This is a genomic window from Drancourtella sp. An12, from assembly GCF_002160935.1.
Lineage (GTDB): Bacteria > Bacillota > Clostridia > Lachnospirales > Lachnospiraceae > Sellimonas > Sellimonas catena.
The window spans coordinates 243,655-268,551 of sequence record NZ_NFLO01000001.1; the positions used below are offsets into that span (position 1 = coordinate 243,655).

Annotated in this window: 22 protein-coding genes; 15 read left to right on the forward strand and 7 right to left on the reverse strand. The window is 43.0% G+C overall.

The window, feature by feature from the left end:
* Nucleotides 1-175: 175 nt before the first annotated feature.
* Complete coding sequence (locus tag B5E64_RS01175) at nt 176-820, forward strand: site-2 protease family protein (RefSeq protein ID WP_242958818.1); 645 nt, start codon at nt 176-178, stop codon at nt 818-820.
* Between the two features lie 66 nt (nt 821-886).
* Here the strand turns inward: B5E64_RS01175 and B5E64_RS01180 are convergent, their stop codons facing one another.
* On the reverse strand, nt 887-1,534 hold the full coding sequence (locus B5E64_RS01180) for a DUF624 domain-containing protein (protein ID WP_087166691.1): 648 nt from the start codon (nt 1,532-1,534) through the stop codon (nt 887-889).
* Nucleotides 1,535-1,696: 162 nt separating this feature from the next.
* Between B5E64_RS01180 and B5E64_RS01185 the strand changes: the two genes are divergently transcribed.
* The 4 genes from B5E64_RS01185 to dnaB all read left to right on the forward strand — a co-directional run bounded on the left by B5E64_RS01185 (nt 1,697) and on the right by dnaB (nt 6,336).
* Entirely contained in the window at nt 1,697-2,344 is a 648-nt protein-coding gene (locus tag B5E64_RS01185) for a hypothetical protein (protein ID WP_087166692.1), read from the forward strand.
* Between the two features lie 95 nt (nt 2,345-2,439).
* Nucleotides 2,440-4,500 (forward strand): DHH family phosphoesterase, encoded by a 2,061-nt coding sequence (locus tag B5E64_RS01190; protein ID WP_087166693.1) that lies wholly within the window; start codon nt 2,440-2,442, stop codon nt 4,498-4,500.
* The gene (rplI, locus tag B5E64_RS01195) at nt 4,497-4,949 is read left to right on the forward strand and encodes a 50S ribosomal protein L9 (protein ID WP_087166694.1); all 453 of its coding nucleotides are present in this window, start codon (nt 4,497-4,499) and stop codon (nt 4,947-4,949) included. Before B5E64_RS01190 ends, rplI begins: the two co-directional genes overlap by 4 nt.
* Before the next feature lie 40 nt (nt 4,950-4,989).
* Nucleotides 4,990-6,336 (forward strand): replicative DNA helicase, encoded by a 1,347-nt coding sequence (gene dnaB / locus B5E64_RS01200; RefSeq protein WP_087166695.1) that lies wholly within the window; start codon nt 4,990-4,992, stop codon nt 6,334-6,336.
* Between the two features lie 58 nt (nt 6,337-6,394).
* Here dnaB and B5E64_RS01205 read toward each other — a convergent pair whose 3' ends face one another.
* Both B5E64_RS01205 and B5E64_RS01210 read right to left on the reverse strand, forming a co-directional pair.
* Nucleotides 6,395-6,916, reverse strand: a complete 522-nt coding sequence (locus B5E64_RS01205) for a helix-turn-helix domain-containing protein (protein ID WP_087166696.1) — start codon at nt 6,914-6,916, stop codon at nt 6,395-6,397.
* A 236-nt stretch (nt 6,917-7,152) separates the two neighbouring features.
* Nucleotides 7,153-7,323: a 4Fe-4S binding protein gene (locus B5E64_RS01210; protein WP_087166697.1), complete on the reverse strand. Its 171-nt coding sequence runs from the start codon at nt 7,321-7,323 to the stop codon at nt 7,153-7,155.
* Nucleotides 7,324-7,540: 217 nt separating this feature from the next.
* On the opposite strand from B5E64_RS01210, the gene B5E64_RS01215 reads away from it, so the two are divergent.
* Nucleotides 7,541-8,674, forward strand: a complete 1,134-nt coding sequence (locus B5E64_RS01215) for a substrate-binding domain-containing protein (RefSeq protein ID WP_087166698.1) — start codon at nt 7,541-7,543, stop codon at nt 8,672-8,674.
* Between the two features lie 103 nt (nt 8,675-8,777).
* Here B5E64_RS01215 and B5E64_RS01220 read toward each other — a convergent pair whose 3' ends face one another.
* From B5E64_RS01220 to B5E64_RS01230, 3 genes are read right to left on the reverse strand one after another with little or no spacing between them, the layout of a single operon-like run.
* A complete protein-coding gene (locus B5E64_RS01220; RefSeq protein WP_087166699.1) occupies nt 8,778-10,196 on the reverse strand; it encodes a HAMP domain-containing sensor histidine kinase in 1,419 nt (472 codons plus the stop codon).
* A 3-nt stretch (nt 10,197-10,199) separates the two neighbouring features.
* On the reverse strand, nt 10,200-10,901 hold the full coding sequence (locus tag B5E64_RS01225) for a response regulator transcription factor (RefSeq protein ID WP_087166700.1): 702 nt from the start codon (nt 10,899-10,901) through the stop codon (nt 10,200-10,202).
* Nucleotides 10,902-10,911: 10 nt separating this feature from the next.
* The gene (locus B5E64_RS01230; RefSeq protein WP_087166701.1) at nt 10,912-13,287 is read right to left on the reverse strand and encodes an endonuclease MutS2; all 2,376 of its coding nucleotides are present in this window, start codon (nt 13,285-13,287) and stop codon (nt 10,912-10,914) included.
* A 143-nt stretch (nt 13,288-13,430) separates the two neighbouring features.
* Here B5E64_RS01230 and B5E64_RS01235 point away from each other — a divergent pair, with 143 nt between their 5' ends.
* The 4 genes from B5E64_RS01235 to B5E64_RS01250 all read left to right on the forward strand — a co-directional run bounded on the left by B5E64_RS01235 (nt 13,431) and on the right by B5E64_RS01250 (nt 18,793).
* Complete coding sequence (locus B5E64_RS01235) at nt 13,431-14,696, forward strand: S1C family serine protease (protein WP_087166702.1); 1,266 nt, start codon at nt 13,431-13,433, stop codon at nt 14,694-14,696.
* Nucleotides 14,697-14,718: 22 nt separating this feature from the next.
* Nucleotides 14,719-15,663 (forward strand): HD domain-containing protein, encoded by a 945-nt coding sequence (locus B5E64_RS01240; RefSeq protein ID WP_087166703.1) that lies wholly within the window; start codon nt 14,719-14,721, stop codon nt 15,661-15,663.
* 165 nt (nt 15,664-15,828) lie between these two features.
* Nucleotides 15,829-17,223 carry a 23S rRNA (uracil(1939)-C(5))-methyltransferase RlmD gene (gene rlmD / locus B5E64_RS01245; RefSeq protein WP_087166704.1) on the forward strand — a complete coding sequence of 465 codons (1,395 nt, stop codon included), beginning with the start codon at nt 15,829-15,831 and terminating at the stop codon, nt 17,221-17,223.
* A gap of 508 nt (nt 17,224-17,731) precedes the next feature.
* Nucleotides 17,732-18,793 carry a DUF2971 domain-containing protein gene (locus tag B5E64_RS01250; protein WP_087166705.1) on the forward strand — a complete coding sequence of 354 codons (1,062 nt, stop codon included), beginning with the start codon at nt 17,732-17,734 and terminating at the stop codon, nt 18,791-18,793.
* An 88-nt stretch (nt 18,794-18,881) separates the two neighbouring features.
* Here the strand turns inward: B5E64_RS01250 and B5E64_RS01255 are convergent, their stop codons facing one another.
* Nucleotides 18,882-19,166, reverse strand: coding sequence for a hypothetical protein (locus tag B5E64_RS01255; RefSeq protein ID WP_087166706.1), 285 nt, complete (start codon nt 19,164-19,166; stop codon nt 18,882-18,884).
* Nucleotides 19,167-19,355: 189 nt separating this feature from the next.
* On the opposite strand from B5E64_RS01255, the gene B5E64_RS01260 reads away from it, so the two are divergent.
* From B5E64_RS01260 to B5E64_RS01280, 5 genes are all read left to right on the forward strand, one after another.
* Nucleotides 19,356-22,676, forward strand: coding sequence for a hypothetical protein (locus tag B5E64_RS01260; RefSeq protein WP_087166707.1), 3,321 nt, complete (start codon nt 19,356-19,358; stop codon nt 22,674-22,676).
* Between the two features lie 162 nt (nt 22,677-22,838).
* Nucleotides 22,839-23,078, forward strand: coding sequence for a hypothetical protein (locus tag B5E64_RS01265; protein WP_087166708.1), 240 nt, complete (start codon nt 22,839-22,841; stop codon nt 23,076-23,078).
* 155 nt (nt 23,079-23,233) lie between these two features.
* On the forward strand, nt 23,234-23,602 hold the full coding sequence (locus B5E64_RS01270; protein ID WP_087166709.1) for a helix-turn-helix transcriptional regulator: 369 nt from the start codon (nt 23,234-23,236) through the stop codon (nt 23,600-23,602).
* A gap of 10 nt (nt 23,603-23,612) precedes the next feature.
* Nucleotides 23,613-24,401 (forward strand): ImmA/IrrE family metallo-endopeptidase, encoded by a 789-nt coding sequence (locus B5E64_RS01275; protein ID WP_087166710.1) that lies wholly within the window; start codon nt 23,613-23,615, stop codon nt 24,399-24,401.
* Nucleotides 24,402-24,505: 104 nt separating this feature from the next.
* Complete coding sequence (locus B5E64_RS01280; RefSeq protein WP_087166711.1) at nt 24,506-24,688, forward strand: hypothetical protein; 183 nt, start codon at nt 24,506-24,508, stop codon at nt 24,686-24,688.
* Nucleotides 24,689-24,897 lie beyond the last annotated feature (209 nt).

Genomic DNA, 24,897 nt, shown 5'->3' on the forward strand with positions numbered 1-24,897 from the left:
CATCCCGGCACTGTGTGAACAGTAATTATTTTAGCACAATTTAGAAAAATTTTACATTGTGCCGGTTGATAATTGTGTCATATATGCTAGAATCAAAGAATATATGTAAGAATGGAAAGGAATGTGATCAATGTATCTCAATTATTACCTGCAGCAAATAAGATATATTTTATATATGGCACCGGTACTGCTGATTGCGATTACTGCCCATGAGTTTGCACATGGCTGGATGTCGGAACGCCTGGGAGATCCGACACCGAGAGCTGACGGGCGTATGAGCCTGAATCCGCTCAGGCATCTGGATCCGGTCGGAACACTGTGTCTGATCTTCTTCCATATGGGCTGGGCAAAGCCTGTAAGGATTAACACAAGATATTACAAAAACAGGCGACAGGGGATTATTTTGGTATCCCTTGCCGGACCGGTGATGAATTTTATTCTGGCGTTTTTGTCGGTTCTGTTAAGCGGCCTGATTATTCGTTTCGGAGACGCAAATTCGGAACTGATGCAGGTGTTATATCTTCTCTGCTATTATTCTGCGGTGATGAATACCGGACTTGGAGTCTTCAATCTGATTCCGTTCCCACCGCTTGACGGATCCAATGTGCTGGAACAGATCTTGCCAAGAGTCGGGTATTTTTATCAGAGAATCAGGCCCTACCGTTCCCTGATTCTCTTGCTTCTCCTTGTGAGCGGCGTTTTAAGCCGTCCGCTTATGAATGCGAACAGTACGATTCTGGGAGGAATGTGGGAGATTGTGCAGAGAATTCTGGGATTTGGCGTGCAGATACAGTCATCGGGCGGAGGTACGATTCTTTAAAAATGTGAAGAAGAAAGCGAAAGCCAGAGAGGGAAATCCTGCTCTGGCTTTTTACAATGGACAAGTTTATTCTGCTGCCTCTTTTTCCTCTTCCGGATCGTATTTTTTAAAGATGCGGTTGAATAAAATGCAGCACATGTAGGCAGTCACGGAAAAACCGCAGATCATGCTGATGGCGATAACAAGGCCAAAAGTGGTCGTAGAAGCAGTAAGTAAAAATCCGATCAGTGCAAAGTAAGCGAACATGATGAGAGTATATGGAAGATGGCCGATACTCATCAAAAACGCATTTCGGACAGCCTGCTTTGTCGTACAGATGTAATGCGAGATAATCGGGAATACATACAAAAACGCTGCTGCAAATACAAGGATAATCATCAAAAGCAGCAGCTGAATCACCCGGAACATGGTGCCACCTACTGAGGCTGCAATTATATAATCATAACGGAAAAACAGAAATACAGCAACGCTGAGGAGCCACACAATGGTGCTCTGTTTAAAATTTGCTGCAAAAGCTTTGAAAAATCCTTTGACAATGTAAGGCTCTTCCCGGCGGACCAGTTTCAGCGCGATTGTATTCAAGGCACTTAAGGATGCTCCGATTGTAAACAGAGGAACACAGCTGAAGATAAAGACAACGTTCAGAATCAACATGTCGCAGACTTTGGAAAGAAACTGCATAAAAGGATTTTCCAGACTAAACAAACGACTCATAATAACCTCCTTATTGATCCCGCCATGGGCGGACCGTTAAAACACAGTATAGCGAAAAAACAGGTAAAAATCAACAAAATAGACCAGATACACAAAAAATTCACTTGCCATATTGACGAATATTCATCATAATAATAGAATACAACAACAGGAGGAAACATCATGCTGGACAGAAAGTACGAGCGTCAGATGAGCGGAAAAGAAAAACGGAAATTTGAAGCGGAAAAAATGCGGCAGATGACGCTGAAAGAGAAAATTGAATATTTGTGGATGTACTATAAAATTATTTTTCTGATACCGGTGATTATCGGAGTTGTTATTTATCTGGGAGTCACCATGTATCAGGGAATTACCCGTGAAGTGCTGCTGAATCTGACAATCACGGGCGGAACAGGCACGGAATTGACAGATCTTGAAGAGGATGTCAAAGATCTCCTTGGTACAGGGAGCAGCAAAGAGACGGTGGAGATCAATTCCAACTTAAGCGGATCGGCAGATGATTACAACAGCAATGTTGCCCTGTCCACACTCATTGGTGCGGAATCGGTCGATGTTCTGATCTGCACGGAGGAAGTTTATGAACAGTATAATGATCAGAATGGCTTCGTGAATCTGGAAGAACTGCTTTCGGAGGAAGCACTTGCGGGCGGAAAAGTACAGGGGGATGCGTTAGTCCTTGAGAAGAATGACTACATGACAGAAAAAATGGGGGTTTCCTACGAACCGGCTTATGTCTGTGTCATGGAAAATGCAAAACATAAAGAGAATGCGGCAGCATTCGTTGAAATGCTTCTTGAAAATGTCTCCTGATCCGTTCAGGAGATCCAAAACGGATAAACCGCTTTAAAAAAGCGCTGAAAAGTGGTATAATAAACCTTGCAACTTTTGGATTTGAGGACGTAGAGATGAACAAAAAAGGAACTATTCATTTTAAAGGCCAGTTGAAGTTGTATATGCAATGGCCGGCGATTATGACGATTCTCCTGATTGCCATGAATATCTGGATTTACATGGTTGATCAAAGTGCAGGTTTTCTGATGAGTGCATTCGTCATCGTCTATGCGATTATTGCGTTTATCCTGTATTTTTATAACAGGTCCCTGCTTATGGCAGAGCTTGTGGAGTTTGCCACTCAGTACGGCGGGGTACAGGACATTCTGCTCAGAGAGTTGTCGATTCCATATGCCATCCTGATGGATGATGGAAAGATACTGTGGGGGAACAGCCAGTTTGCCGAAGTGATCGGACCTGGACTAAGACCGGATACCTACTTGAGCAAGTATATTCCGGAACTTAACAGGAGCGTATTCCCAAAAGAGGAAAAGGAGACGGTACGGCTTGAAGTCACCTATATGGGACGGGATTACTCAGTGGATCTGCGGAAGGTTCCGGTATCCGGATTCAGCCAGAAAGAACCGATTCTTGAACTGCCGGAGGGGAAAGAGTATTTTGTTACCCTCTATATGAATGATATTACAGACCTGAATCAGGCTGTCGCTGAGATTGAAGACCAGAAGCTGGTGGCAGGACTGATCTATATTGATAACTATGACGAGGTTATCGAAAGTGTCGAGGAAGTAAGGCAGTCCCTGCTGATTGCGCTGATTGACCGTAAGATCAACCAGTATGTGGCAAGGATGGATGGAATTGTCAAGAAGCTTGAAAAAGACCGCTATTTCATTATTGTAAAAAACTTTTATTTCCACAAAATGGAGGAAGACCATTTTTCCATTCTCGATGATGTAAAAGAAATCAGTGTCGGGAACAAGATTCCGGCGACACTCAGTATCGGTCTTGGCTTCAGCGAAGACACCTATGGACAGAGCTATAACTATGCCCGTGTGGCGATCGATCTTGCGCTTGCAAGAGGCGGGGATCAGGCTGTCATTAAAGACCAGGACGGCATCAAGTACTACGGCGGCAAGCGTGAGCAGATGTCGAAAAACACAAGAGTAAAGGCAAGAGTAAAGGCAGAGGCGCTCAGAGAGTTCATGATTGCCAAGGATCAGGTGCTGATCATGGGACATAAGCTTGGAGATTCAGACTCTTTTGGCGCGGCAATCGGAATTTACAAGGTTGCGGAAAGTCTGGAAAAGAAGGCGCATATTGTAATCAATGAGATTACGGTATCTTTGAGACCGCTTTATAATGAGTTCATGGAAAATGACCACTATCCGGAGGATATGTTTGTCAGTTCCCAGGAAGCGCTGAGGCTTGTGGATGATAATACAATGGTTGTTGTCGTGGACGTAAATAAGCCTCCGATTACGGAGTGTGAAGAGCTTCTTGGAATGGTGAAGACGGTTGCGGTGCTTGATCATCACAGGCAGGGCAGCAAGGTAATTGAGAACGCGGTGCTTTCCTATATCGAGCCGTATGCGTCATCCACATGCGAGATGGTAGCGGAAGTTCTGCAGTATATTTCGGACGATATCAAGCTCGACCCGATCGAGGCAAACTGCATTTACGCAGGGATCATGATTGATACGAACAACTTTACGAACCGGACCGGCGTCCGTACCTTTGAGGCGGCGGCATTCCTGAGAAGAAGCGGCGCGGATATTACACATGTACATAAGATTTTCAGGGATGATCTGGCAGCATACCGGGCAAAGGCAGCGATTATCGGTCAGGCTGAGATCTACAGAGAATGCTTTATTATTGCAAAAGGAGCAGGAGAAGATATTGAGAGTCCGACGATTGTAGGAGCGCAGGCGGCCAACGAGCTTCTGAATATCAGTCAGGTAAAGGCAGCCTTTGTTCTGACAGAATATCACGGAAAAGTTTATGTGAGCGCGCGTTCGATTGATGAGATCAATGTACAGATCATCATGGAGCGGATCGGCGGTGGAGGACATATTAATACTGCCGGCGCTCAGTTTGAAAATACGGATCTGGAGGGCGACATCGAAACGCTCAAACAGGTCATCGATGATATGATTGAAGGAGGAGACATCACAGTATGAAAGTAATTTTACTGGAAGATATCAAGTCACTTGGGAAAAAGGGTGAGATCGTGGAAGTCAGTGACGGCTACGCACGGAATGTCATCCTGAAGAAAAAACAGGGAGTGGAAGCAACAAGCAAGAACTTAAACGACCTGAAACTGAAAAAAGCGAATGATGCCAAGATTGCACAGGAGCAGCTGGAAGCAGCGGAAGCCCTGAAAAAGGAAATCGAGGCAGAAGATAAAAAAGTAGTATTGAAGATGAAAACGGGAGAAGGCGGAAAGACATTTGGATCCGTATCTTCCAAGGAAATCGCGGCAGCAGTCAAGGAGCAGCTGGGATATGACATTGATAAGAAAAAGATTCAGATGAAAGAGCCGGTGAAGTCACTTGGCATGCACCGGATTCCGGTCAGACTTCATACAAAAGTGACCGCTGAACTGAAAGTATCTGTTCAGGAAGAATAGGCCGATCGCCTGGAGAGCAAGATGACGGGAGGAATTCAAGATGGAAGAGGCTTTGATTAAGAGAGTCCTGCCGCACAGCATCGAGGCGGAGCAGTCTGTTGTGGGAGCGATGCTGATGGACAAAGAAGCGATCATGACGGCGTCCGAGATCATCAGCGGAGAAGATTTTTACCAGACCACCTACGGTGTGGTATTCAATTCCATTGTAGAGCTTTACAATGAAGGGAAGCCGGTAGATCTGATTACGCTTCAGGACAGACTTCGGGAGAAAGACGTGCCCGAAGAAATCCAGAGCCTGGAATTCGTGCGTGAGCTTCTGACATCGGTTTCCACCTCCGCCAATGTCAAATACTATGCGGATATCGTGGCGGAAAAGTCAATGCTCAGAAAGCTGATCCGGCTGACAGAAGGCATTGCCAATACATGCTATCTGGCAAAAGAACCGCTGGAAGGAATTCTGGAGAAGACGGAGAAAGATGTCTTTGAGCTGATTCAGAAGAGAAATACCGGAGATTATGTTCCGATCCGCCAGGTAGTTTTAAATGCCCTCGACAAGATCGAAAAAGCATCCAAGAGTAAAGGAACCGTAACCGGTATTCCGACAGGATTTATTGATCTTGACTATAAGATGTCGGGACTGCAGCCGTCGGATCTGATTCTTGTGGCAGCGAGACCGTCCATGGGAAAGACGGCATTCGTACTGAATATTGCGCAGCATGTTGCGTTTAAAGTGGAGAAGACCGTGGCGATCTTCAGTCTGGAGATGTCAAAGGAACAGCTGGTAAACCGTCTGTTCGCTCTGGAATCCCAGGTTGATTCCCAGTCGCTACGTACCGGAAATCTCAAAGATACGGACTGGGAAAAGCTGATTGAAGGAGCCGGCATCATCGGGCGCTCCAATCTGATCATCGACGATACGCCTGGTATCTCCATTTCCGAGATGCGTTCCAAATGCAGAAAGTATAAGCTGGAACACAATCTGGAACTGATTATCATCGACTATCTTCAGTTGATGAGCGGAAGTGTGGGAGGCCGAAGCGAGTCAAGACAGCAGGAGATTTCCGATATCTCACGTTCACTGAAAGCACTCGCCCGTGAGCTGAATGTTCCGGTGATTGCACTGTCACAGCTGAGCCGTGCCGTGGAACAGAGACCGGACCACAGGCCGATGCTCTCTGACCTTCGGGAATCCGGAGCGATCGAGCAGGATGCCGACGTGGTTATGTTTATCTACCGTGACGACTACTATCATAAAGATACAGACCGGCCGAACATTGCGGAAATCATCATCGCAAAACAGAGAAACGGCCCGATTGGAACCGTGGAGCTGACATGGCTTCCGAATTATACCAAATTTGCAAACTTCCTTCGGAAGGATGACCGATAAAAATGCTGCCACATGTAAGAGCAAACAGAGTTCTTACCGTGTGGCAGCATTTATAGATTCAGGCTTCACCGAGCAGTCTGTGGAAGAAGCGGGACGGAGCGTTCCTGACACTCTCTTTCCGGTAGAGCTGCTGCTGGCGGATCAGCTGATCCAGGTTTCTGTAGCGTTCTTCTTCCTGGCGTTCTTTCGCCTGGAGCAGGAAACTCATATTCTGGGATACCTGTTTTGTGATCGTCTCACTGATCTGTTTTTCGAGGATCGGATTGTTTTCCGCCAGTACAGAGCGCAGGACGGACGCCAGAAGGGATTCCGGTGTCTCTTCCTTTACTCTTTTCTGCAAAGCCTCTTTCGTATGTAAAATATCCGGGATGACTTCCTTTAAATCTCCGATCCGGATACCTTGTTCTAGTAGTTCTTTGATACAGCCAAACAGCCGTATGTCTTCGTCTGTATAGTAACGATGCCCGTTTTCAGTCCGGCCGCACGGAAGAGATAAATTCTTTTCCCAGTAGAGGAGCAGGTGCTCGTCCACGCCCGTGCGCTTGGCAGCTTCTGAAATCATATACTGAACCTCGCCCATACAACAACCCCCTGTTAATTTTTTTATACACTTTTGCTGCACTTCTATCATAACATATTGTGGGGAAGAATTCCGAAAAACTTCTCGACGGATTCGGACAGGAAACCCGGAAGGCATGGCGGATTCCGGCGAAAGGAGGCGGTGGAAAAAGAAACAGGGAAAAAATACCGCCACCCAAAACCAAATGGATGACGGCATTTTCATTCATGCATTCAAAAGTATTAAACAAACTGAAATTATTCAGCGGAGATAGCACCTGTCGGGCACTGTGCTGCACAAGCACCACAATCTACGCAAGCAGACGGATCGATTTCATAATGATCTGCTCCCTGAGAAATAGCGCCAACCGGGCATTCTGCTTCGCAAGCTCCACAGCTTACACATTCATCACTAATTACATGTGCCATAGTATGTATCCTCCTTTATTCTAAACATTCCATGTTATATGGTGATTTTATTTTAATACAAAAAAATTCATTATACAAGCAAATTCGTGGTTTTAATTTAGTACAAAAGAAATATTCAGCGGGAGCAGCGAGAAAAATTAAGAAAAACTTTATGCTTTTTCCCTGAAATTGGTGTATAGTGTAGGGTAGTAAATTTCAATTAACAGGAGAAAGAACGATGAAAAAAAAGATCGCAGTCATGGCAGTCATGCTCTGCGCGGCAGTTTCAACGGCAGCCTGTGCAGGGAAGGGTACGTCCGATAAAGATAGCGTGGTACTCGGTCAGGAAGAAGAAGAGTCAGCAGATCAGACAAAACTTAACATGATTCAGCCGCAGGCTTACAGCACGGTAGAAGGTCTGAATCTGGAGAAAGGAAGTTATATCTCCATCATCGGGAAATCTGAAGATTCCGAATATTGGGATGAAGTAAAACGCGGGGCTGAAGATGCTGTGGACCAACTGAACGAAGCCCTGGGATACAGTGGAAGAGATGAAATCAAGGTAACATATAATGCTCCGGGACATGAAGGAGATGTGGACGAGCAGATTAATATTCTGGATGAAGAGCTGGACCGTTATCCGGTTGCTGTCGGCATTGCAGTGATAGATAAGACTGCATGTGAGGTACAGTTTGACCTGGCTACGGAAAATAATATTCCGGTTGTCGGGATGGATTCTCCAAGTGATTATCCGGGGCTTATGCTTGTTTCCACGAACAATCAGGAGGCAGGTGCTACAGCGGCAGATAAGATGGCGGGGCTGTTAAATGAGCAGGGAGAAGTACTTCTTTTCATTCAGGATAATATTTCCGGTTCTGCCAAGCAAAGAGAGGCAGGAATGATCAGCCAGTTCCAGTCACAGTACCCGAACATTACGGTGTCCGGTATCTATTACATGGACGAGCTGGACAGCATGAAAGAGGGAACCGCTGAGAAACTTGGCAAAGCAGCAGAGGATGTGACAGACGAAGAGGTGATTCAGCAGATTCTGGCGGAGCACCCTAATGCAAAAGGATGCATTGGAGCCAATGAAGAGACGACCAAGATGCTGATTGACGCATGTGAAGCATCAGAGAGTGATGACATCCGGCTGATTGGATTCGATGGAGGAGAGACACTGACAGAGGCGCTCGAGGACGGCAAGGTCGATGGATTGATCGTACAGAATCCATACGGTATGGGCTATGCTACAGTAGTAGCTGCAGCAAGATCGGCGCTTGATATGGCAAATGAGGCAAACGTCGATACCGGCTATGCATGGGTAACACAGGACAATATGGAAGAGACAGCAATCAAAAACATGCTGTACTAGTTCTTAAAATATAAAGCGGAAACCGAACAATAAAACGGGCAGATTCCTTTGAAGGAGAAGGAATCCGCCCGTTTTTTTTTGGGTATAAATTTGTGACGAAAACTTATTTGCCGCTATCTGACTTCGGGAGGGAAAAGATAAATTCCGTTCCGACTCCTTCCGTACTGATAACATTGATATTTTCATTATGTGCCTGAATAATCTCGCGGACTATGGAAAGACCAAGGCCGGTTCCTTTTTTGTCTTTTCCGCGGGAAAGATCGCTTTTGTAGAAACGTTCCCAGATCTTACTGAGATCTTCTTTCGGAATACCGATTCCATAATCTTTAACAGAAACAAAAACTTTCTCTCCCCGCTCCGTTGTCTCCACTGTGACTGTAGACTGTGGATTGCTGAATTTGATGGCGTTATCCAGCAGATTGTAAAGTACCTGCTGGATCTTGCTGTGATCAGCATGGACGTAGAGGACCCTGGAAGCAAGCAGGAGTTCGATGGATATTTTCCTGGATGTGCAGGCTCCTTCAAAGGAGGCGGCTACCTGCTTGATCATTTCATGGAGATCAAAGGATTCCTTGTTCAGAAGAAGCTCCTTTGTATCAAATTCATTAAGCGTCAGAAGATCCCGTGTCAGGTCTGTCAGACGTTCCGTTTCAAAGAGAATAATACCCAGATATTTACTCTGAAGCTCCACCGGGATTGTACCATCGGCAATTGCCTCCACATATCCCTTGATGGAAGTCAGAGGGGATCGAAAATCATGCGACACATTGGCAACAAATTTTTTCTGATAATCCTCCATATCTTTGAGATGAGCGGACATATAGTTCAGCGAAGCGGAAAGATATCCGATTTCGTCCTGTGAATTTACCGGGATCTCATAGTCCAGATTCCCTGAGGCGTACTGTTTGGCAGCTTCCGTAATCTTGCGCAGAGGCAGATAAATAATCAGATGAATACCGAGGAAGATTGTAAACGAAAGCAGATAAATGACAGCCAGAGTGATATAAACGGAATGCATGATGCTGTGCTGCTGATCCTCGAAATAGGAGACCGGCTTATGTACGATAAGATATCCTTTTGTGGAAAATCCTTCTGTTACCGGGACAATCATGGTAAGAACTTCTTCTGAATAATATCCATGATAATCGCCGGTCAGATACTGTTCACCTCCGGATTCCGCCGGATCAAAGTCACGGATCTGCTCCGGAACTATGGCGGAGCCGGAGGAGGAAACGGACAATAATACATTTCCCTCTGTATCCGTAAGCCAGAGATCCGCTTCCAGATAGACATTTACTCCGTTCAGCATTGCCCTCGTCGAAGAAGCGGTAGTCTCTTTCGAATAATAATCAGTAAGGTAGTCGGTTGCCAGAATGGTTGCTTCCCGGTACAGCCTGGATGCATCCTCGTCACGGATGGTATCGAGAATAAGCTGTGCTCCAAGTGTGGCAGCTGTGAAAAGGCTTAAAAAACCGAAAATAATATACAATATGATAAATTTCAGGTAGAGATTGCTGTGCATTGTTTATTTTACCTCAAATTTGTATCCGATTCCCCAGACAGTGCTGAGGCCCCACCCGCTGTGATCTTTGATTTTCTCACGGAGACGCTTGATATGGACGTCCACGGTACGGGTATCCCCGATGTATTCATATCCCCAGATCTGATCAAGAAGCTGCTCTCTTGTAAAGACCTGATTCGGGGAAGCGGCAAGAAAATATAAAAGTTCAAGCTCCTTTGGCGGCATATCCACGCGCTGTCCATCGACAACTACGGAGTAGTTGGTAAGATTGATGGAAATTCCCGGATATTCGACACATTTTCCCTTTGACGGGTCCGGACTTTCCGGCTTTGCCGGCTGGTAACGGCGGAGCACAGCCTTGACACGGGCCACAAGCTCCTTGGAATCAAACGGCTTGATGATATAATCATCCGCACCAAGTTCCAGTCCGAGCACCTTATCAAAGACTTCTCCTTTGGCTGAAAGCATGATGATCGGTACATTGGATCTGGAGCGGATTTCGCGGCAGACCTGATAACCGTCAATGCCCGGCAGCATCAGGTCAAGAAGGATCAGATTCGGCTGATAAGAATCGAAAGCCTTTAACGCCGCCTCTCCGTCATAGACCATACGGGTATCAAAACATTCCTTGGTCAGATAAAGACTGATCAATTCGGCAATATTTTCATCATCGTCTACAATTAAAATTTTCTGTTTTGTAGTCATAACTTCCTCCCTATTTGAATTCTACAATAGTAACTCCCGCGTCCCCTTCGCCAAAAGCGCCGAGACGGTAGGATTTGACATGTTTCTGTCTCTTTAAATACTGATGGACAGCATTGCGGAGTGCGCCGGTTCCTTTTCCGTGTACGACACGGACCGGGCTGATATGTGCCAGATAAGCATCGTCCAGATATTTATCCAGCAGAGCAACTGCTTCGTCTGTCGTCCGGCCAATCAGATTGATCTCCGGGCTCACGCTCAGTGATTTGCCCATCTTCATCTTTCCGGATGAAGTGCGGCGTGTCTGTTTGGAAACATAGGAAACCGGTTCGTCAATGATATCCAGATCAGTGATCGGAACCTTGGACCGGAGAATTCCCATCTGTACTTCTACATTTCCTCTTGAATCCGGAAGAGTATGAACGGTTCCGGTCAGATTCATGCTGAGCACCTTGACAGCGGTGCCGAGCTTGAAGTCAGACGGCTTATAGGTTTTCTTTGGCTTTGCCTTTTCCAGAGAAACGGAAGAAGATGTCTTTGCCATCTTCTGGCGTAGTTTTTCGCGCTCTTTTTCCATCTCGGATGCAGAAATATTTTCTTTTCCGAATTTGCGGAAATTACGCATCGTTTCATCCGCATAATCTTTTGCACTCTGAAGGATACGACCGGCCTTTTCATTGGCTTCCCGAATGATCCGGTCTCTCTGGGCATCCAGCTTTTCCTGTTTTTCTTTTGTACGTTTGCGGAGCATTTCCAGTTCCTCTTTGTAAGCCTGAATCTCCGCCTGCTCCTTTTCAATTGTACGGCGGCTGTGTTCCAGATCGCTTAACAGCTCTTCAAAGGACTCTTCCTGATCACTCAGGTGCGTCCGGGCCTCTTCAATAATCTCATCTGAAAGACCGAGCTTCTTTGAGATGGCAAATGCATTACTTTTCCCCGGAATTCCAATGAGCAGATGGTATGTCGGGCGGAGGGTCTCCACATCAAACTCACAGCAGGCATTTTCTACACCTTCGGTGGTGAGCGCAAAAACTTTCAGCTCGCTGTAATGTGTAGTGGCCATCGTACGGATTCCCCTCCTGTGGAGGCTTGAGAGAATAGCAATGGCAAGGGCTGCTCCCTCTGTCGGGTCTGTCCCGGCGCCAAGCTCATCGAAGAGGACGAGAGAATGTTCATCGACCTGTTCGAGGAAAGAAACGATATTCGTCATATGGGAAGAGAAGGTACTGAGACTCTGCTCAATACTCTGTTCATCGCCGATATCGGCGTATACTTCTGTAAAGACGGCAAGTTCGGACCGGTCAAGCGCCGGAATGTGAAGACCTGCCTGACCCATGAGGGTAAACAGCCCGGTTGTCTTTAAGGAGACAGTCTTTCCTCCGGTATTCGGTCCGGTGACAATCAGAAGATCAAACTCATCACCGAGACGGATTGTGGTCGGCACCACTCTGGCCTTGTCAAGGAGCGGATGCCGTCCTTCGCGGATATGAATCCGCCCTTCCTGATTGAATACCGGGCGGGAACCGTTTAAATCAACGGCAAAGCTTCCTCTTGCAAAAATGAAATCCAGATTTGTCAGCATTTCGTAATCAACGCGGATCTCATCGCTGTGTTCCGCAGCCATTGTGCTTAAATTTGCAAGAATTACCTGAATCTCCTCCTGCTCCCTTGCATGAAGCTCCATCAGATCATTATTCAGTTTTACGACCGCCATCGGTTCGATAAATAAGGTAGAACCGGTGGAGGACTGATCGTGGATCATTCCCTTGACCTGACTGCGGTATTCGGCCTTGACCGGGAGACAGTACCGGTCTCCACGCATGGTTACAATGGCGTCCTGCAGATAATTACGCATGGAACCGTTTACCATACTGTTCAAGGTGGAGTGAATCCTGCCGCCTGATGCCTGAATGCTGCGGCGGATCTTTAAAAGATTACTGCTGGCGTCATCAGCAATTACATCTTCTTCCAGAATACAGCGCCGTATCTCGGACGCGGCTCTGGATACCGGCTCCAGACGCTGGAAATAAGAATCCAGACAGTCCGGCACCTCATCGACCGTATCATGCCGGCCGTACGCCTTCGCCTGTCCCGCACATTCCAGCAGTCTCCCGATAGAAAGCAGTTCAGGAGCGCTGAGCGAAGCGCCCAGGTCCAGACGTTTTAACGAGTCTTCTACAGCAACGCATCCTCCAAAGGACGGCATTCCTTTCTTGACGATCCTGGTAAATGCTGCGGCAGTCTCTTCCTGCATCTGTTCGATAACAGATAAATCTGTCTGCGGAAGCAGACTGAGACAACGGTTTTTTCCACTCTCCGACGCGGCATGGTCTGCGAGGAGCTGTATTATTTTATCATATTCTAATTTACGTAATGTTTTCGTATTCATGAAAATCCCCTGTCTATACATACTTTGTCAAGTATCATTTTACCCCATTTGCTTTCTAAAATAAAGCAGAAAAAAAGGTTAAATGTTGAACATTGGGAGGTGTTACGGTATACTATAAAAAGGGATTAAAAAGGAGAAATACGATGTCTGCCCAATTTCAAGATGATGATGAGAAGAAGGAAGAAAAAGACTCCTATTCTTTTTTGAAGGAAACGATCAAAAAACCCCCGGTGGATAAGCGGGTGGTGGCATTAAAGATTCTGAGGGTCGCGGGCCTGGGACTGATTTTCGGACTTATGGCGTGTGTTGGGTTTGTTGTGGCCAAACCATGGGTAGATGAGCATATCGGAAATACGAGGACAAATGTGACGATTCCGCAGGATGAGCAGACGGAGGAGGAAGATGAGACTGAATCAGAAGACGGGCAGGCCGCTGTTCCATCACTGACGATTGAAAATTATCAGCAGATGATAGATGAGATGAACCAGATCGCTGATACTGTGGAGAAAAGTGTTGTTGTGATTGAAGGGACGGTACCTGCTTCCGAGGACGGGCAGACAGCAAGTACAAAGCAGAGCCGTTCCGGAATTATTGTGGCGGATAATGGAGTGGAGCTTTTGATTCTGACAGGAGACAGTATCTTTGAGAGCGGCAAGGCAGTGACGGCTACATTCTACGATGGCAATGAGGTGACTGCTTCTTTAAAACAGCAGGACAGAAATCTCGGAATTGCGGTCTACGCAGTAGAAAAGTCGCGGCTTTCGCAGAACACAGCGATCCAGGCATCAGTCGCGGTGCTTGGAAATTCCAATCTTGTATCCACCGGAGATCCGGTGATTGCGCTGGGCGCACCGTTCGGTTCAGAGGGCGGGGTAAGTTTCGGGACTGTCAGCGGAACAGAAAGACAGCAGTATCTCTGTGACGGCCAGTATCAGATGATTGAGACGGATATGGTGCGTGTGGAAGGCGCAAGCGGAGTTCTGGTAGATTTAAGCGGAGAGATTATCGGGCTGATCGATGAGGACGAAGACGGTACGTCAGGAGTCATTACCGCTTTCGCGATTTCCGAATTAAAAGAAGAGATCGAACTCCTTTCAAACGGTATTTCTGCAGCATACCTTGGAATCAATGGAACCGAAGTGTCAGATGCCGTTGCGGACAGTCAGGATATGCCAAAAGGGGTCTATGTAAGTTCCGTCATGCCGGATTCACCGGCCATGCAGGCAGGAATTCAGAGTGGAGACATTATTACAGCGATCGGGGATACCAAGATCTATACTTTAAAAGGGCTCAAAGAGGAGCTTATGGATTACCGGCAGGGACGTCAGATTACGATCAAAGGACAGCGTAGAGGATCGGAGGAATATGTGGACGTACAGTTTGATGTTACGCTGGCCGGGGCAGAATAATGAATTTAGAAAGAGGAAAAAAATGAGATATATCAAGGAACTGCATGAAGGAGAAACCATTCGTGCCATTTATTTATGCAAATCAAAAAGAAGCGCAGAGACCAGAAATGGGAAGCCATATGACAACCTGATTCTGCAGGATAAAACCGGCACACTGGACGGAAAAATCTGGGATCCGAATTCCAACGGAATTGCGGACTATGATGAAAAAGACTTCGTGGAGATTGTCGGCGAAGTGACGACTTATAACAACAATCTGCAGCTCAACATCAAACAGCTCAGGAGAGCACAGGAAGATGAATATATTCTGGCAGACTACATGCCGACCAGTGAACGGGATGTGGAAGAAATGTACAAAGAGCTCCTTGAATTTGCGGAGATGATCAAGAATCCGTATCTGAAACAGGCTGTAGAGTATTATTTTGTGAAAGACGAGGAATTTATCCGGAAGTTTAAAAATCATTCCGCGGCAAAGAGTGTTCATCACGGATTCTGCGGGGGCCTGCTGGAACATACATTAAGCATTTTAAATCTTTGCCGTTATTACCTTGCGGCCTACGATTTCCTGAGCGGAGATCTCCTGTATGCAGCGGCTATGTATCATGACATCGGAAAGACAAAGGAACTGTCTGCATTTCCGGAAAATGATTACACGGATGACGGACAGCTTCTGGGACATATTATTATCGGAGTGGAAATGCTGGATGACGCAATCCGCTCAATACCGGGATTTCCGCCAAAGCTTGCAAGCGAACTGAAACACTGTATTCTGGCGCATCACGGAGAACTGGAATATGGTTCCCCGAAAAAACCTGCACTTGCAGAGGCCATGGCATTAAATCTGGCTGATATGACAGATGCCAAGATGCAGACAATGAAAGAGTTATTAAAAGATAAAAACACAACAGAGTGGATCGGATATAACAGACTGTTTGAGTCAAACTTAAGAAAATCAAGTTTGTCATAGAGGGAAGTAAGATAAGCAGGACCCGGGTCCCGGACAAGAAGGACGGCGGTTCTGCTTTTTCTTGTATACATACGGAAAGTCGGGTATAATGGGCGGTAGATAGCAGATCAGAGAATCATCTGCGGAAACAGAACTGCGTATTAGGGCACAAAAGGGGAAGAATCAATGAAGAAAAATGATTTTGTGACACTGACAATAGAAGATATCGGAGTAGGAGGAGAAGGAATCGGGAAAGCCGAAGGGATGACCTTTTTTGTAAAAGATGCGGTCGTCGGTGATGTGATCGAGGCAAGAATTACAAAGCTGAAAAAGAATTACGGTTATGCCAGGCTGATGAAAATCCTCAAGCCGTCTGAAAAGAGGAAAGAGGCAAAATGCCCGGTGGCAAGACAGTGCGGGGGATGCCAGGTTCAGGAGATGGCTTACGAGGAACAGCTGAAATTCAAGGAGCGGAAAGTCCGGAATAATCTGGAACGGATCGGTGGATTTGAAAGCACACTGCTTGATGCTGTTATGGAGCCGATCTGTGGAATGGAGGAACCATTTCATTATAGGAATAAAGCACAGTATCCGATCGGAACTGACAGGGACGGGAATCCGGTAGCCGGCTTTTATGCAGGACGGACCCACCAGATTATTCCAAACACGGTTTGTGCACTTGGCAAGGAGATCAACACCGAAGTCCTTAACATTGTCCTTGAATTTATGAAAGAATTTCATGTTACTGCCTACGATGAAGGAACGGGAACAGGGCTGTTCCGCCATGTTCTGATCCGAAGTGGATTTAAGACAGGCGAGATCATGGTCTGTCTGATCGTAAATGGAACACAGATTCCGCATGTGGAGACTCTGACAGAACGACTGACAAAGCTTCCGGGAATGACCAGCATTACAATGAACATCAATTGTGAAAATACCAATGTTATTATGGGAAAAGAGATCCGGCTTCTCTGGGGACAGGAGTATATCACAGATTATATCGGAGAGATCAAATATCAGATTTCACCGCTTTCCTTCTATCAGGTGAATCCGGTACAGACAGAAGTTCTTTATGGACTTGCCTGCGATTACGCTGGACTGACGGGACAGGAAACAGTATGGGATCTATACTGTGGAATTGGAACAATCTCACTCTTCCTTGCTCAAAAAGCAAAGCAGGTCTATGGAGTTGAGATTATTCCGCAGGCGATTGAAGATGCCAGAAAAAATGCAGAGATCAATGGCATCACAAATGCCGAATTTTATGTTGGAAAAGCAGAAGAAGTGCTGCCGGACTATTATAGAAAATACGAAGAGTCTCATCCGGGCCGTCGAGCTCACGCGGATGTGATTGTGGTGGATCCGCCGAGAAAAGGATGCGATGAAACATTGCTTGAGACGATGGTAAACATGGAGCCGGACCGGATTGTCTATGTGAGCTGTGACTCCGCAACACTGGCGAGGGATCTGAAGTATCTGTGTGAGAACGGGTATGAATTGAAAAAAGTACGGCCGGCGGATATGTTTCCGATGACGGTGCATGTGGAGACGGTAGTACTGCTCACACGAGATATTGTATAAATGCAATGGAAAACGAAATAAATACCACAAGATATAGCTGTTTGCAGAAACATATCTTTTGGCAGAAGTAAGGGCAAAATGCCTGGAAATAAGAGAAAACAGCGAATATGGGGTGTGAATAAGCATCCCATTTTTGCTATTCTAAAGGTGGATATTTTAGCCGGAATAAAGGTATGCTTAGAGATTTTCAGAATGAATATTTGTAAATGTGGTGTGTTTCTTTGTTTTACAGAATGTATATCAGTTTCCGAAGAGTGAAGAGGGGTAAGAAAAATGGTTGGATAACGGGCTTATGCGAAAATGTTTACTTTTACCGAAAAGTATAAAACAATCTGGCAGAAGCATTTAGAAATTTTATGCGCATTATGTTCTGTGGTGTGTTAATCTATAAATGCAGAAGAAATCAGCATGGACGATTGGAAAATTGCATTGGATTTTGAGGCAATTAGAGCTATAGGAATCAAAGAAGTCCGGGTAACAGAAGTGGTAAATATTTGGGAGGGTTATAGTGAATTATAGAGACGAGTTTGAAAAAATTGTAGAAAATATAAAAGTTAACAGGAATACTTTGCCAGAAGAATTTAATCAAAAAATGCAGCCAATGATTCAATTCATTCAAAATAATATACCTAACCAGCTTTATAAATTTAGATCATGTACAGAATATAGTTTGGATGCGTTTGAGAAAGATGAGATATGGTTAGCGAATGCTTCGCTATTTAATGATTTACACGATAGTCTCTTATTCCTTGATAAACCAACAATACTAGAACATGCAAAAAAAGTATTTGCCCCTGAAAATGCTGCAACTTTATTTAAATATATAAAACAGTATCAGGAACCTCTAGAGAATTTGAAGTTTGCAGACTCAAATATGCGTACATTTATAAGAAATGGACTTGATGCTTTGGATGAGCGGACATTTTTGGATAAAGTACAACAAATTCTTCCTGGACTTGATGCGTTTTTGGAGACAAGTTTTTCCGCAATTAGAGAAGAAATACGAGGTCACATAAAAATGGCTTGTCTTTCTGAAAGTATAAAGTCCCCATTAATGTGGGCACATTATGCAGACAATCACAAAGGATTTGCAATAGGATATGATTTTAGAGATAACGATATTTCGCAATGCTCTAATTGTCCCAATCGATCATGCGGAAATATTAAGTTAGCTACTATATATCCGATAATCTATTCTGATAAACGTTTTGACGCAACAAGCTACGGCCAATGGCGTGTGGAACAATACATGAAAGAATGCATAGGAATTCTGCCAGAAGGAAGTTACGAAGATGAGTTCCTATTTACGAAAGCTGCATTAAACAAGTCAAATGATTGGAAATATGAGAATGAGTGGAGAATAATATGTTCAACACCTAATCAAGCTATAGAACAAAAAAATCGTTATCCAATTATTAAGCCGCCGGTTGCAATTTATTTGGGATGTCAGATTCCTGATATTTATCGAAAACTACTTATACATATTGCTGATATGAAAGGAATTGCAAAATATCAGATGATTGTGAAAGATTATTCACATGCATATGAATTAGATTATAAACCTCTATAAATATGTTCATTTAATTGTCTGCTTTCAGAAGTGTGTAAAAAGAAATGTCAAACTCATATATTTAAAACCAGATAGTTTATATTTTATTTTATTTTATTTCATAGGTTAATGCTATCATTATTTTATCGCTTTTCTCATAGGCAATAATAGAAAAAGAATTGTTTAAATTAAATTTTTTAGAAAAGTAAAGTGAATAGTTGAAATTGCTAAGAGGTACAGTATGAGTAAGAGTAGTACCTTTACTATCAGAAAATAGAATAAATTGATGTACAATCTCTGTAGTTGGCAAAGCGACAATGAGACGGTATATTTCCTTTATTAAATCTTGTGGTATTTTTTCTTTAACAGCTTTAGAAACTATAAGTTTTTTCATTGAGCAATCCTCCTTTTTTGTCAGTTCATGTTAGCTCTGATTTTTATAAATAGCAAGTATTTTAGATGACCAGAGGCATTAAAAATATTCAAAAAAGATGTGGGCAGTACAGAGATCCGATTGACAAGGGCATCAATTTTTAGTATTATTTTTAGTGGGCAATGAGAAATTATGTTTGGAGGCTTATATATGGAAGAATATGCTATTAGAATCAATAATTTGATCAAAGATATTCAGAAGCAGCTGGAATCAGAGGAACTTGAGTCTGTTATTAGAGGGGATACCTGGGATCAATTAACAGAGGTAATGAGTGACAGAATCAATACAATCGCTCTGCAAGCAGAATCTGAAAGTACGATTGCTTTTGAAATGGATCATCAATTGGTTAATATTTCCGATCTTATTCTCATTCCTGCGGGATATGATGGATATACGCCTTATCGCGAAAGAAGTGTAAAATTAACTGCTTTTGATGATGATGACACAAAGTTTCATGCTGTGAGCAAAAATGGTAGGATTGATAGTAAGTACAATAATTTTATCATCGAATATAAAAAGCACTCAAAGTATTTGACAATTGCAGATATGGAAAAAGCAGAAAAGCAGGCGATTAAATATCTTCAGGCATTGAATCAGGAAGAACCTGGTGAGTATGCTGCTATGGTTACAGACGGTTTCCAGTATCAATTTATTGAATGGATTGATAATACATTTCATAGTGAAACGGTAGAAAGATTTGACGGGAAAGCATTAAGCAGGCTGATTAAAAATATTATTAAACTTTCTGTTAAATCTTTGGATGCAAAAAATTTAATTAATGATCTTGTCATAGCACAGCATAGAGGAACTAACCTGATTTATTCTATGACAAAGGCAATTAATACTTCTTTAGATAGTATGTGTATGGAAACTACTATATCATATTCTTCATGGCTTGACAACTTTGGCCTGTCTCATGATGATGCTTCACAGCAACAGGCAATTGAAGAGAGACGAAAGGACTTAGCATCTATTGTCGGGAAAAAAGAAATTGGTTCAAACGAGGAGTATAGAATTTTATTTTCTTTACACACAGCTACGGCAATCATAGGTATGCTTATTGCATACAAGGTAGTTTCAGTTATAAAAAATAATAGGAAAGAGTATTCTTTACGCAAGTTATATAATCTTGAGCCAAGATTTTTGCGAACAGAACTTAATCGTATTGCAAATGGAGCGGTTTCTTCAGAAATTCATATATATAATTTGTTGGAACTGAATTGTTTTACATGGGTATTCTTAGAGGAACAATGGACAGAACAAATTTATCATACTATCAATGATGTGATATCTGTTTTGCTCAAGTATGAAAACATGCCTGATTTGACCAGCAGAACCGATGATCTTTTTAGAGATTTATATATGGCAATTATGCCTACTAGCGTAAGGCATTCGCTAGGAGAATATTACACTCCTTCGTGGCTCGCAGAGAATGTGATCAATGAAGCAATTAGATATTCACCGCTAAAGGGAATAAATGGAGTAAGAGTGCTGGATTCTGCAGCAGGGTCAGGTACATTCCCCCACAAGGTAATATCTATGAAACGAAAAGAGTATTGTAATCTGGAAAAAGGTAAACAGCTTGAACATATATTAACAGAGGTAGCATCAATAGATGCTAACGTTCTGGCGGTAATTTTAGCGCGTATTAATTATTTTATCACCATTGCAGATCTCATATCTCATGAACAAAAAATATATATTCCTGTTTTTATTGGGGATTCTACAGTTTCCAATAGTGACAAACTAACCGAAGATAAAAAATACTATGTTGACAAATTGCTTGATGCTGAGGGAAATACTGTAACCTTAAGAGTTCCCACCCATTCTGTCAATAATAAAGAAGAATTTATTAATACAATTCGTTTTATGGCAGATATTTCAGATGACGAGAACGATGATAGTTTGATTAGACAGCTAGATAAAATTTGCACGGAAGATGAAACCGAAGAAATAAAAGAAGATTGGATTAGATTAAAAAGACGAGGCATGTTAAGTGACTCTATGGTGAGTACTATAACAGACTATTATTTGTTATGCGCTTTAGGTAAGTACGATATGATTGTAGGAAATCCTCCTTGGGTCGATTGGAAAAGTCTGCCGTCTGTTCATAGAGAAAAAATCAAAAACGCATGTGTTTCAAGAAAACTGTTTTCTGGTGACAGACGCACCGGCGGAATTAATTTAAATGTTTGTGCATTGTTGTCGAATATTACGGCTGAGAATTGGTTGGCAGAGCATGGTGTTATGGCTGTTTTGATGCCTCAGAATCTTCTATTCCAGCAGAGCTATGAGGGGTATAGAAATTTGTATATAGAAGGGGATAGACGGTTATATTTCCAGGAAATTGTTGACTGGTCAATGTCGGGACATCCTTTTTATCCTGTACAGCAGCTTTTTTGTACTTATATAATATCCGATACAAAACAGGATTATTTTAAAGGGATACCGTATAGAGAAATCGTTTTAAATAAAGGGATAAAACTTGAGAAGATTTCAGATAAAATTTCACAAGACACTTTTAATGATTATTTCACAATAAACGAAAAGGTTATTGGAAGAACCACGGAAACCCGCACAGCCTTGACAGTTGCGGATAATATATCAGTGCTAAAAAGTATTCAGAAAATATCAGGAACTACTTCATATATTGGAAGAGAAGGTGTTGAGTATTACCCACAAGAATTACAACTTTTTATTCTCAAGAACGTTAATCATGAAAAGCAAACAGTTTCATTAGAAACGTATAAAAACAAAAGATCCAAGTATTCTATTGGAGTTAGAACTCCAGAAATTGAAACCAAATATTTGCGTCCACTGGTTAAAGGAGTCGGCATCAAAAGATTTCATGTTGAACCTTCAGAGTTTATAGTCGCTTTTCCATATGACAAGGAACATAGCAAGATCCCATTTAATAGAAGTGAGTTAAGTAAGTCTTCTCCCCTTCTTTATCAGTATTATAAGGAAAATAGGGAATATCTTGAAATGCAAACAGGATACAGTGATTCAATTATTGGAAATAAACATGCAGAATACTATGCACTAGCCAGAACAGGCATTTATTCGCATGCGCCGTGGTATGTAGTTTTTAGAGATAATACCAAGTGGGTATCTGCAGTTATAGGTCAGGTTGACACCGCTTGGGGCGGAATGAAAACACCAGCATTTCAGAATCATTGTGTTTCTATTTGCGAACGATCCGATGGTGAATTTATATCCGAAAAAGAGGCCTACTATATTTGTGGAATTCTCAATTCTCATTTGGTCGAAAATTTCATAATGGCCACATCAGATAAAAGAACTTTTAAGATTAGGATCCCGGTTAAAATTGTCGAGTTCGATGGGATGAACAAAGTTCATTTGAGAATAGCAGAATTAAGCGAAAAGGCCCATATTAATTATAATAATGATGAAATGATTGAAAATATACGTGACGAAATAGATATGCTCTATCTTGAATCTCTAAAGTAACGATACTAAAGATTTAATAAAGTAAACATCCCATTGACAAACAGAACGTGTGTTCGTATAATATAATCATCGCTACAGTAGGAATCGTTAATTCGAAATGAGAAGAGATTAAACAGACACTTTCCCTTGAGTTTAATCTTGCTCAGGAGGCACAATGATTATATGGAATATGAAATAGGATCCAAAGCCTTCATCATTGAAAGTAATCGAATTCTTCGAGAAGTAACCATAGTTCGTAAGAACTCAGATTTTTATATTGTTCGGTTTGACAACAATGGCAGTATCCAGTTACGTAAAAGCCGGATCTTCCCTACCAGGGAAGCTGCAGAACAGCATCTTTCAAAGAATGACCGCGCATCTCAGACATCTGGGAGTCAATCACCATATCAGCCTTGGAAATAAAAGGTAAAACATTTTGATATTGGTGATTGACAACTCCCGGTATTTTTTGTATACTCATGTTAGCATAAAAGCGAACAAGCATAAATGCTAACATAAAAACGAAGAAGAGTAAAAATAAGACTACAAGAACGAAAGAGATGAAAAGGTGAAGGATTATGACGTATGCGAATTTTGGAGATTTTATAAGCAGGAAGAGGATCGAGAAAAAGATAACCATCAGAAAAATGGCGGATATGCTCGGAGTCTCTGCACCGTTTCTTACGGATGTTGAAAAAGATAGGCGAAATCCTTTCGACATTGAGAAGCTGAATCAACTCGCTCATATTCTGGAACTGACAAAAGAAGAAAAAAATGAGATGCTGAATCTAGCTGGAAAGAAGAGAAAAGCTGTTGCCCCAGATTTGCCGGAATATATTATGCAACGAGATTATGTGAGCGCGGCACTGCGTACAGCCAGGGATTTGGACGCTGGCGAAGAGGAGTGGAAGCATTTTGTTGAAGAACTGAAGAAGCGAAAGGGGTAAGTGCCTATCTATGTATGTAGCAGAAATTGTTCGAAAGAGATCAGGGGCTCCGGTATTAAGCCGGAAGGAGATCGATATTATTGGAGAAAATTTAGTATCAGATTTTAATCCGGACGCCATGCAAACACCGCAAGAGATCGATATAGATCTTTTTGTCCAGGATTATCTGGGGACAGATCAGGATTTCCAATATTTATCTCATTGCGGTGTCTATCTGGGAATGACGGTGTTTAATGATACGGACAGGGTTCCTGTATATGATCCTATTCAAAATCGGGCTGAGTATATTAGTGCCAGGGCCAATACGATTATTATTGACCGGACTCTTTTAGAAGAAAATCAGGAACATAGGTATCGTTTTACAATGGGACATGAAGCAAGCCATGTTTTTTTACATACCCCATACTTTGCTTATGACCCTAATCAGATAACTTTAATGGATTTGCTGGGTGAAGGAAAAGAAGCTGCAATGATACAGTGCAGGGTTGATACGAAAAAGATGAATTGTGAACAGCAGGCGGTCTGGACAGACAAAGAGTGGATGGAGTGGCAGGCCAATGCATTATCTTCTGCAATTTTAATGCCTAAGGCAATGGTTCATAAACTTGTGAGGGCTCTCCGGCAAAAGCCAGGATTTTCTCAGAAAAAAGAAATTCAAAGATGCTATATTGAAGCGGATACAGTTTCACAAGTTTTTAACGTGTCCTTTCAGGCAGCTACGATCCGGTTAAAAGAGTTGGGAATTATTCGGCAAGAAATTTGTATGACACAGCAAGTCCTTTGTTTTATGAGGGAGTAGTTCACCTATAAGGATATGGCGGGTTTCTTAAGAAGCCCGCAAAATTTTTAATCTTTATGTTCGCTAGTTAGCGAACAAGTAAATGAAGAAGGGGGATTGATACAGTGGAAGAATTTCAAATGGATATCCATTTAAGCTGTCCGTGGTGTGGTGGTAGCGAAATATTGGTAGATCACCGTACCAAGGCTACGATTTCTGTTCAGTGTGCAAAATGCAGAAAGATTTACAAAGCCTATCTGGACTTATTAAAAACAGAAAAATCTAAAGCCCAGAAACGTATGGGATGAAGAAGATAGAAAAGCTGACTGACCGTAGGGACAATTCAATAGTCACCAATAAGGGTCGGAGCTGACTGTAAATGTTTACAGTTATGCTCTGATCCTTTTTTTATTTCTATCAGCTACTTTTTACACTTTCTTATATGTAAACGGAGAATAAACGAGTAGATAAAAGTTTTGCGAAAAAGTTTTTTAAAGCGGTCAAAAGGTGTCCGGTT

Coding starts and splice junctions, on each gene's coding strand:
- B5E64_RS01185 (WP_087166692.1), top strand. CDS start 1,697: ATGCTGGACAGAAAGTACGAGCGTCAGATGAGCGGAAAAGAAAAACGG.
- B5E64_RS01275 (WP_087166710.1), top strand. CDS start 23,613: ATGTATGTAGCAGAAATTGTTCGAAAGAGATCAGGGGCTCCGGTATTA.
- dnaB (WP_087166695.1), top strand. CDS start 4,990: ATGGAAGAGGCTTTGATTAAGAGAGTCCTGCCGCACAGCATCGAGGCG.
- B5E64_RS01220 (WP_087166699.1), bottom strand. CDS start 10,196: ATGCACAGCAATCTCTACCTGAAATTTATCATATTGTATATTATTTTC.
- B5E64_RS01255 (WP_087166706.1), bottom strand. CDS start 19,166: ATGAAAAAACTTATAGTTTCTAAAGCTGTTAAAGAAAAAATACCACAA.
- B5E64_RS01265 (WP_087166708.1), top strand. CDS start 22,839: ATGGAATATGAAATAGGATCCAAAGCCTTCATCATTGAAAGTAATCGA.
- B5E64_RS01175 (WP_242958818.1), top strand. CDS start 176: ATGGCACCGGTACTGCTGATTGCGATTACTGCCCATGAGTTTGCACAT.
- B5E64_RS01190 (WP_087166693.1), top strand. CDS start 2,440: ATGAACAAAAAAGGAACTATTCATTTTAAAGGCCAGTTGAAGTTGTAT.
- B5E64_RS01210 (WP_087166697.1), bottom strand. CDS start 7,323: ATGGCACATGTAATTAGTGATGAATGTGTAAGCTGTGGAGCTTGCGAA.
- B5E64_RS01235 (WP_087166702.1), top strand. CDS start 13,431: ATGTCTGCCCAATTTCAAGATGATGATGAGAAGAAGGAAGAAAAAGAC.
- rplI (WP_087166694.1), top strand. CDS start 4,497: ATGAAAGTAATTTTACTGGAAGATATCAAGTCACTTGGGAAAAAGGGT.
- B5E64_RS01180 (WP_087166691.1), bottom strand. CDS start 1,534: ATGAGTCGTTTGTTTAGTCTGGAAAATCCTTTTATGCAGTTTCTTTCC.
- rlmD (WP_087166704.1), top strand. CDS start 15,829: ATGAAGAAAAATGATTTTGTGACACTGACAATAGAAGATATCGGAGTA.
- B5E64_RS01230 (WP_087166701.1), bottom strand. CDS start 13,287: ATGAATACGAAAACATTACGTAAATTAGAATATGATAAAATAATACAG.
- B5E64_RS01240 (WP_087166703.1), top strand. CDS start 14,719: ATGAGATATATCAAGGAACTGCATGAAGGAGAAACCATTCGTGCCATT.
- B5E64_RS01260 (WP_087166707.1), top strand. CDS start 19,356: ATGGAAGAATATGCTATTAGAATCAATAATTTGATCAAAGATATTCAG.
- B5E64_RS01215 (WP_087166698.1), top strand. CDS start 7,541: ATGAAAAAAAAGATCGCAGTCATGGCAGTCATGCTCTGCGCGGCAGTT.
- B5E64_RS01225 (WP_087166700.1), bottom strand. CDS start 10,901: ATGACTACAAAACAGAAAATTTTAATTGTAGACGATGATGAAAATATT.
- B5E64_RS01270 (WP_087166709.1), top strand. CDS start 23,234: ATGACGTATGCGAATTTTGGAGATTTTATAAGCAGGAAGAGGATCGAG.
- B5E64_RS01205 (WP_087166696.1), bottom strand. CDS start 6,916: ATGGGCGAGGTTCAGTATATGATTTCAGAAGCTGCCAAGCGCACGGGC.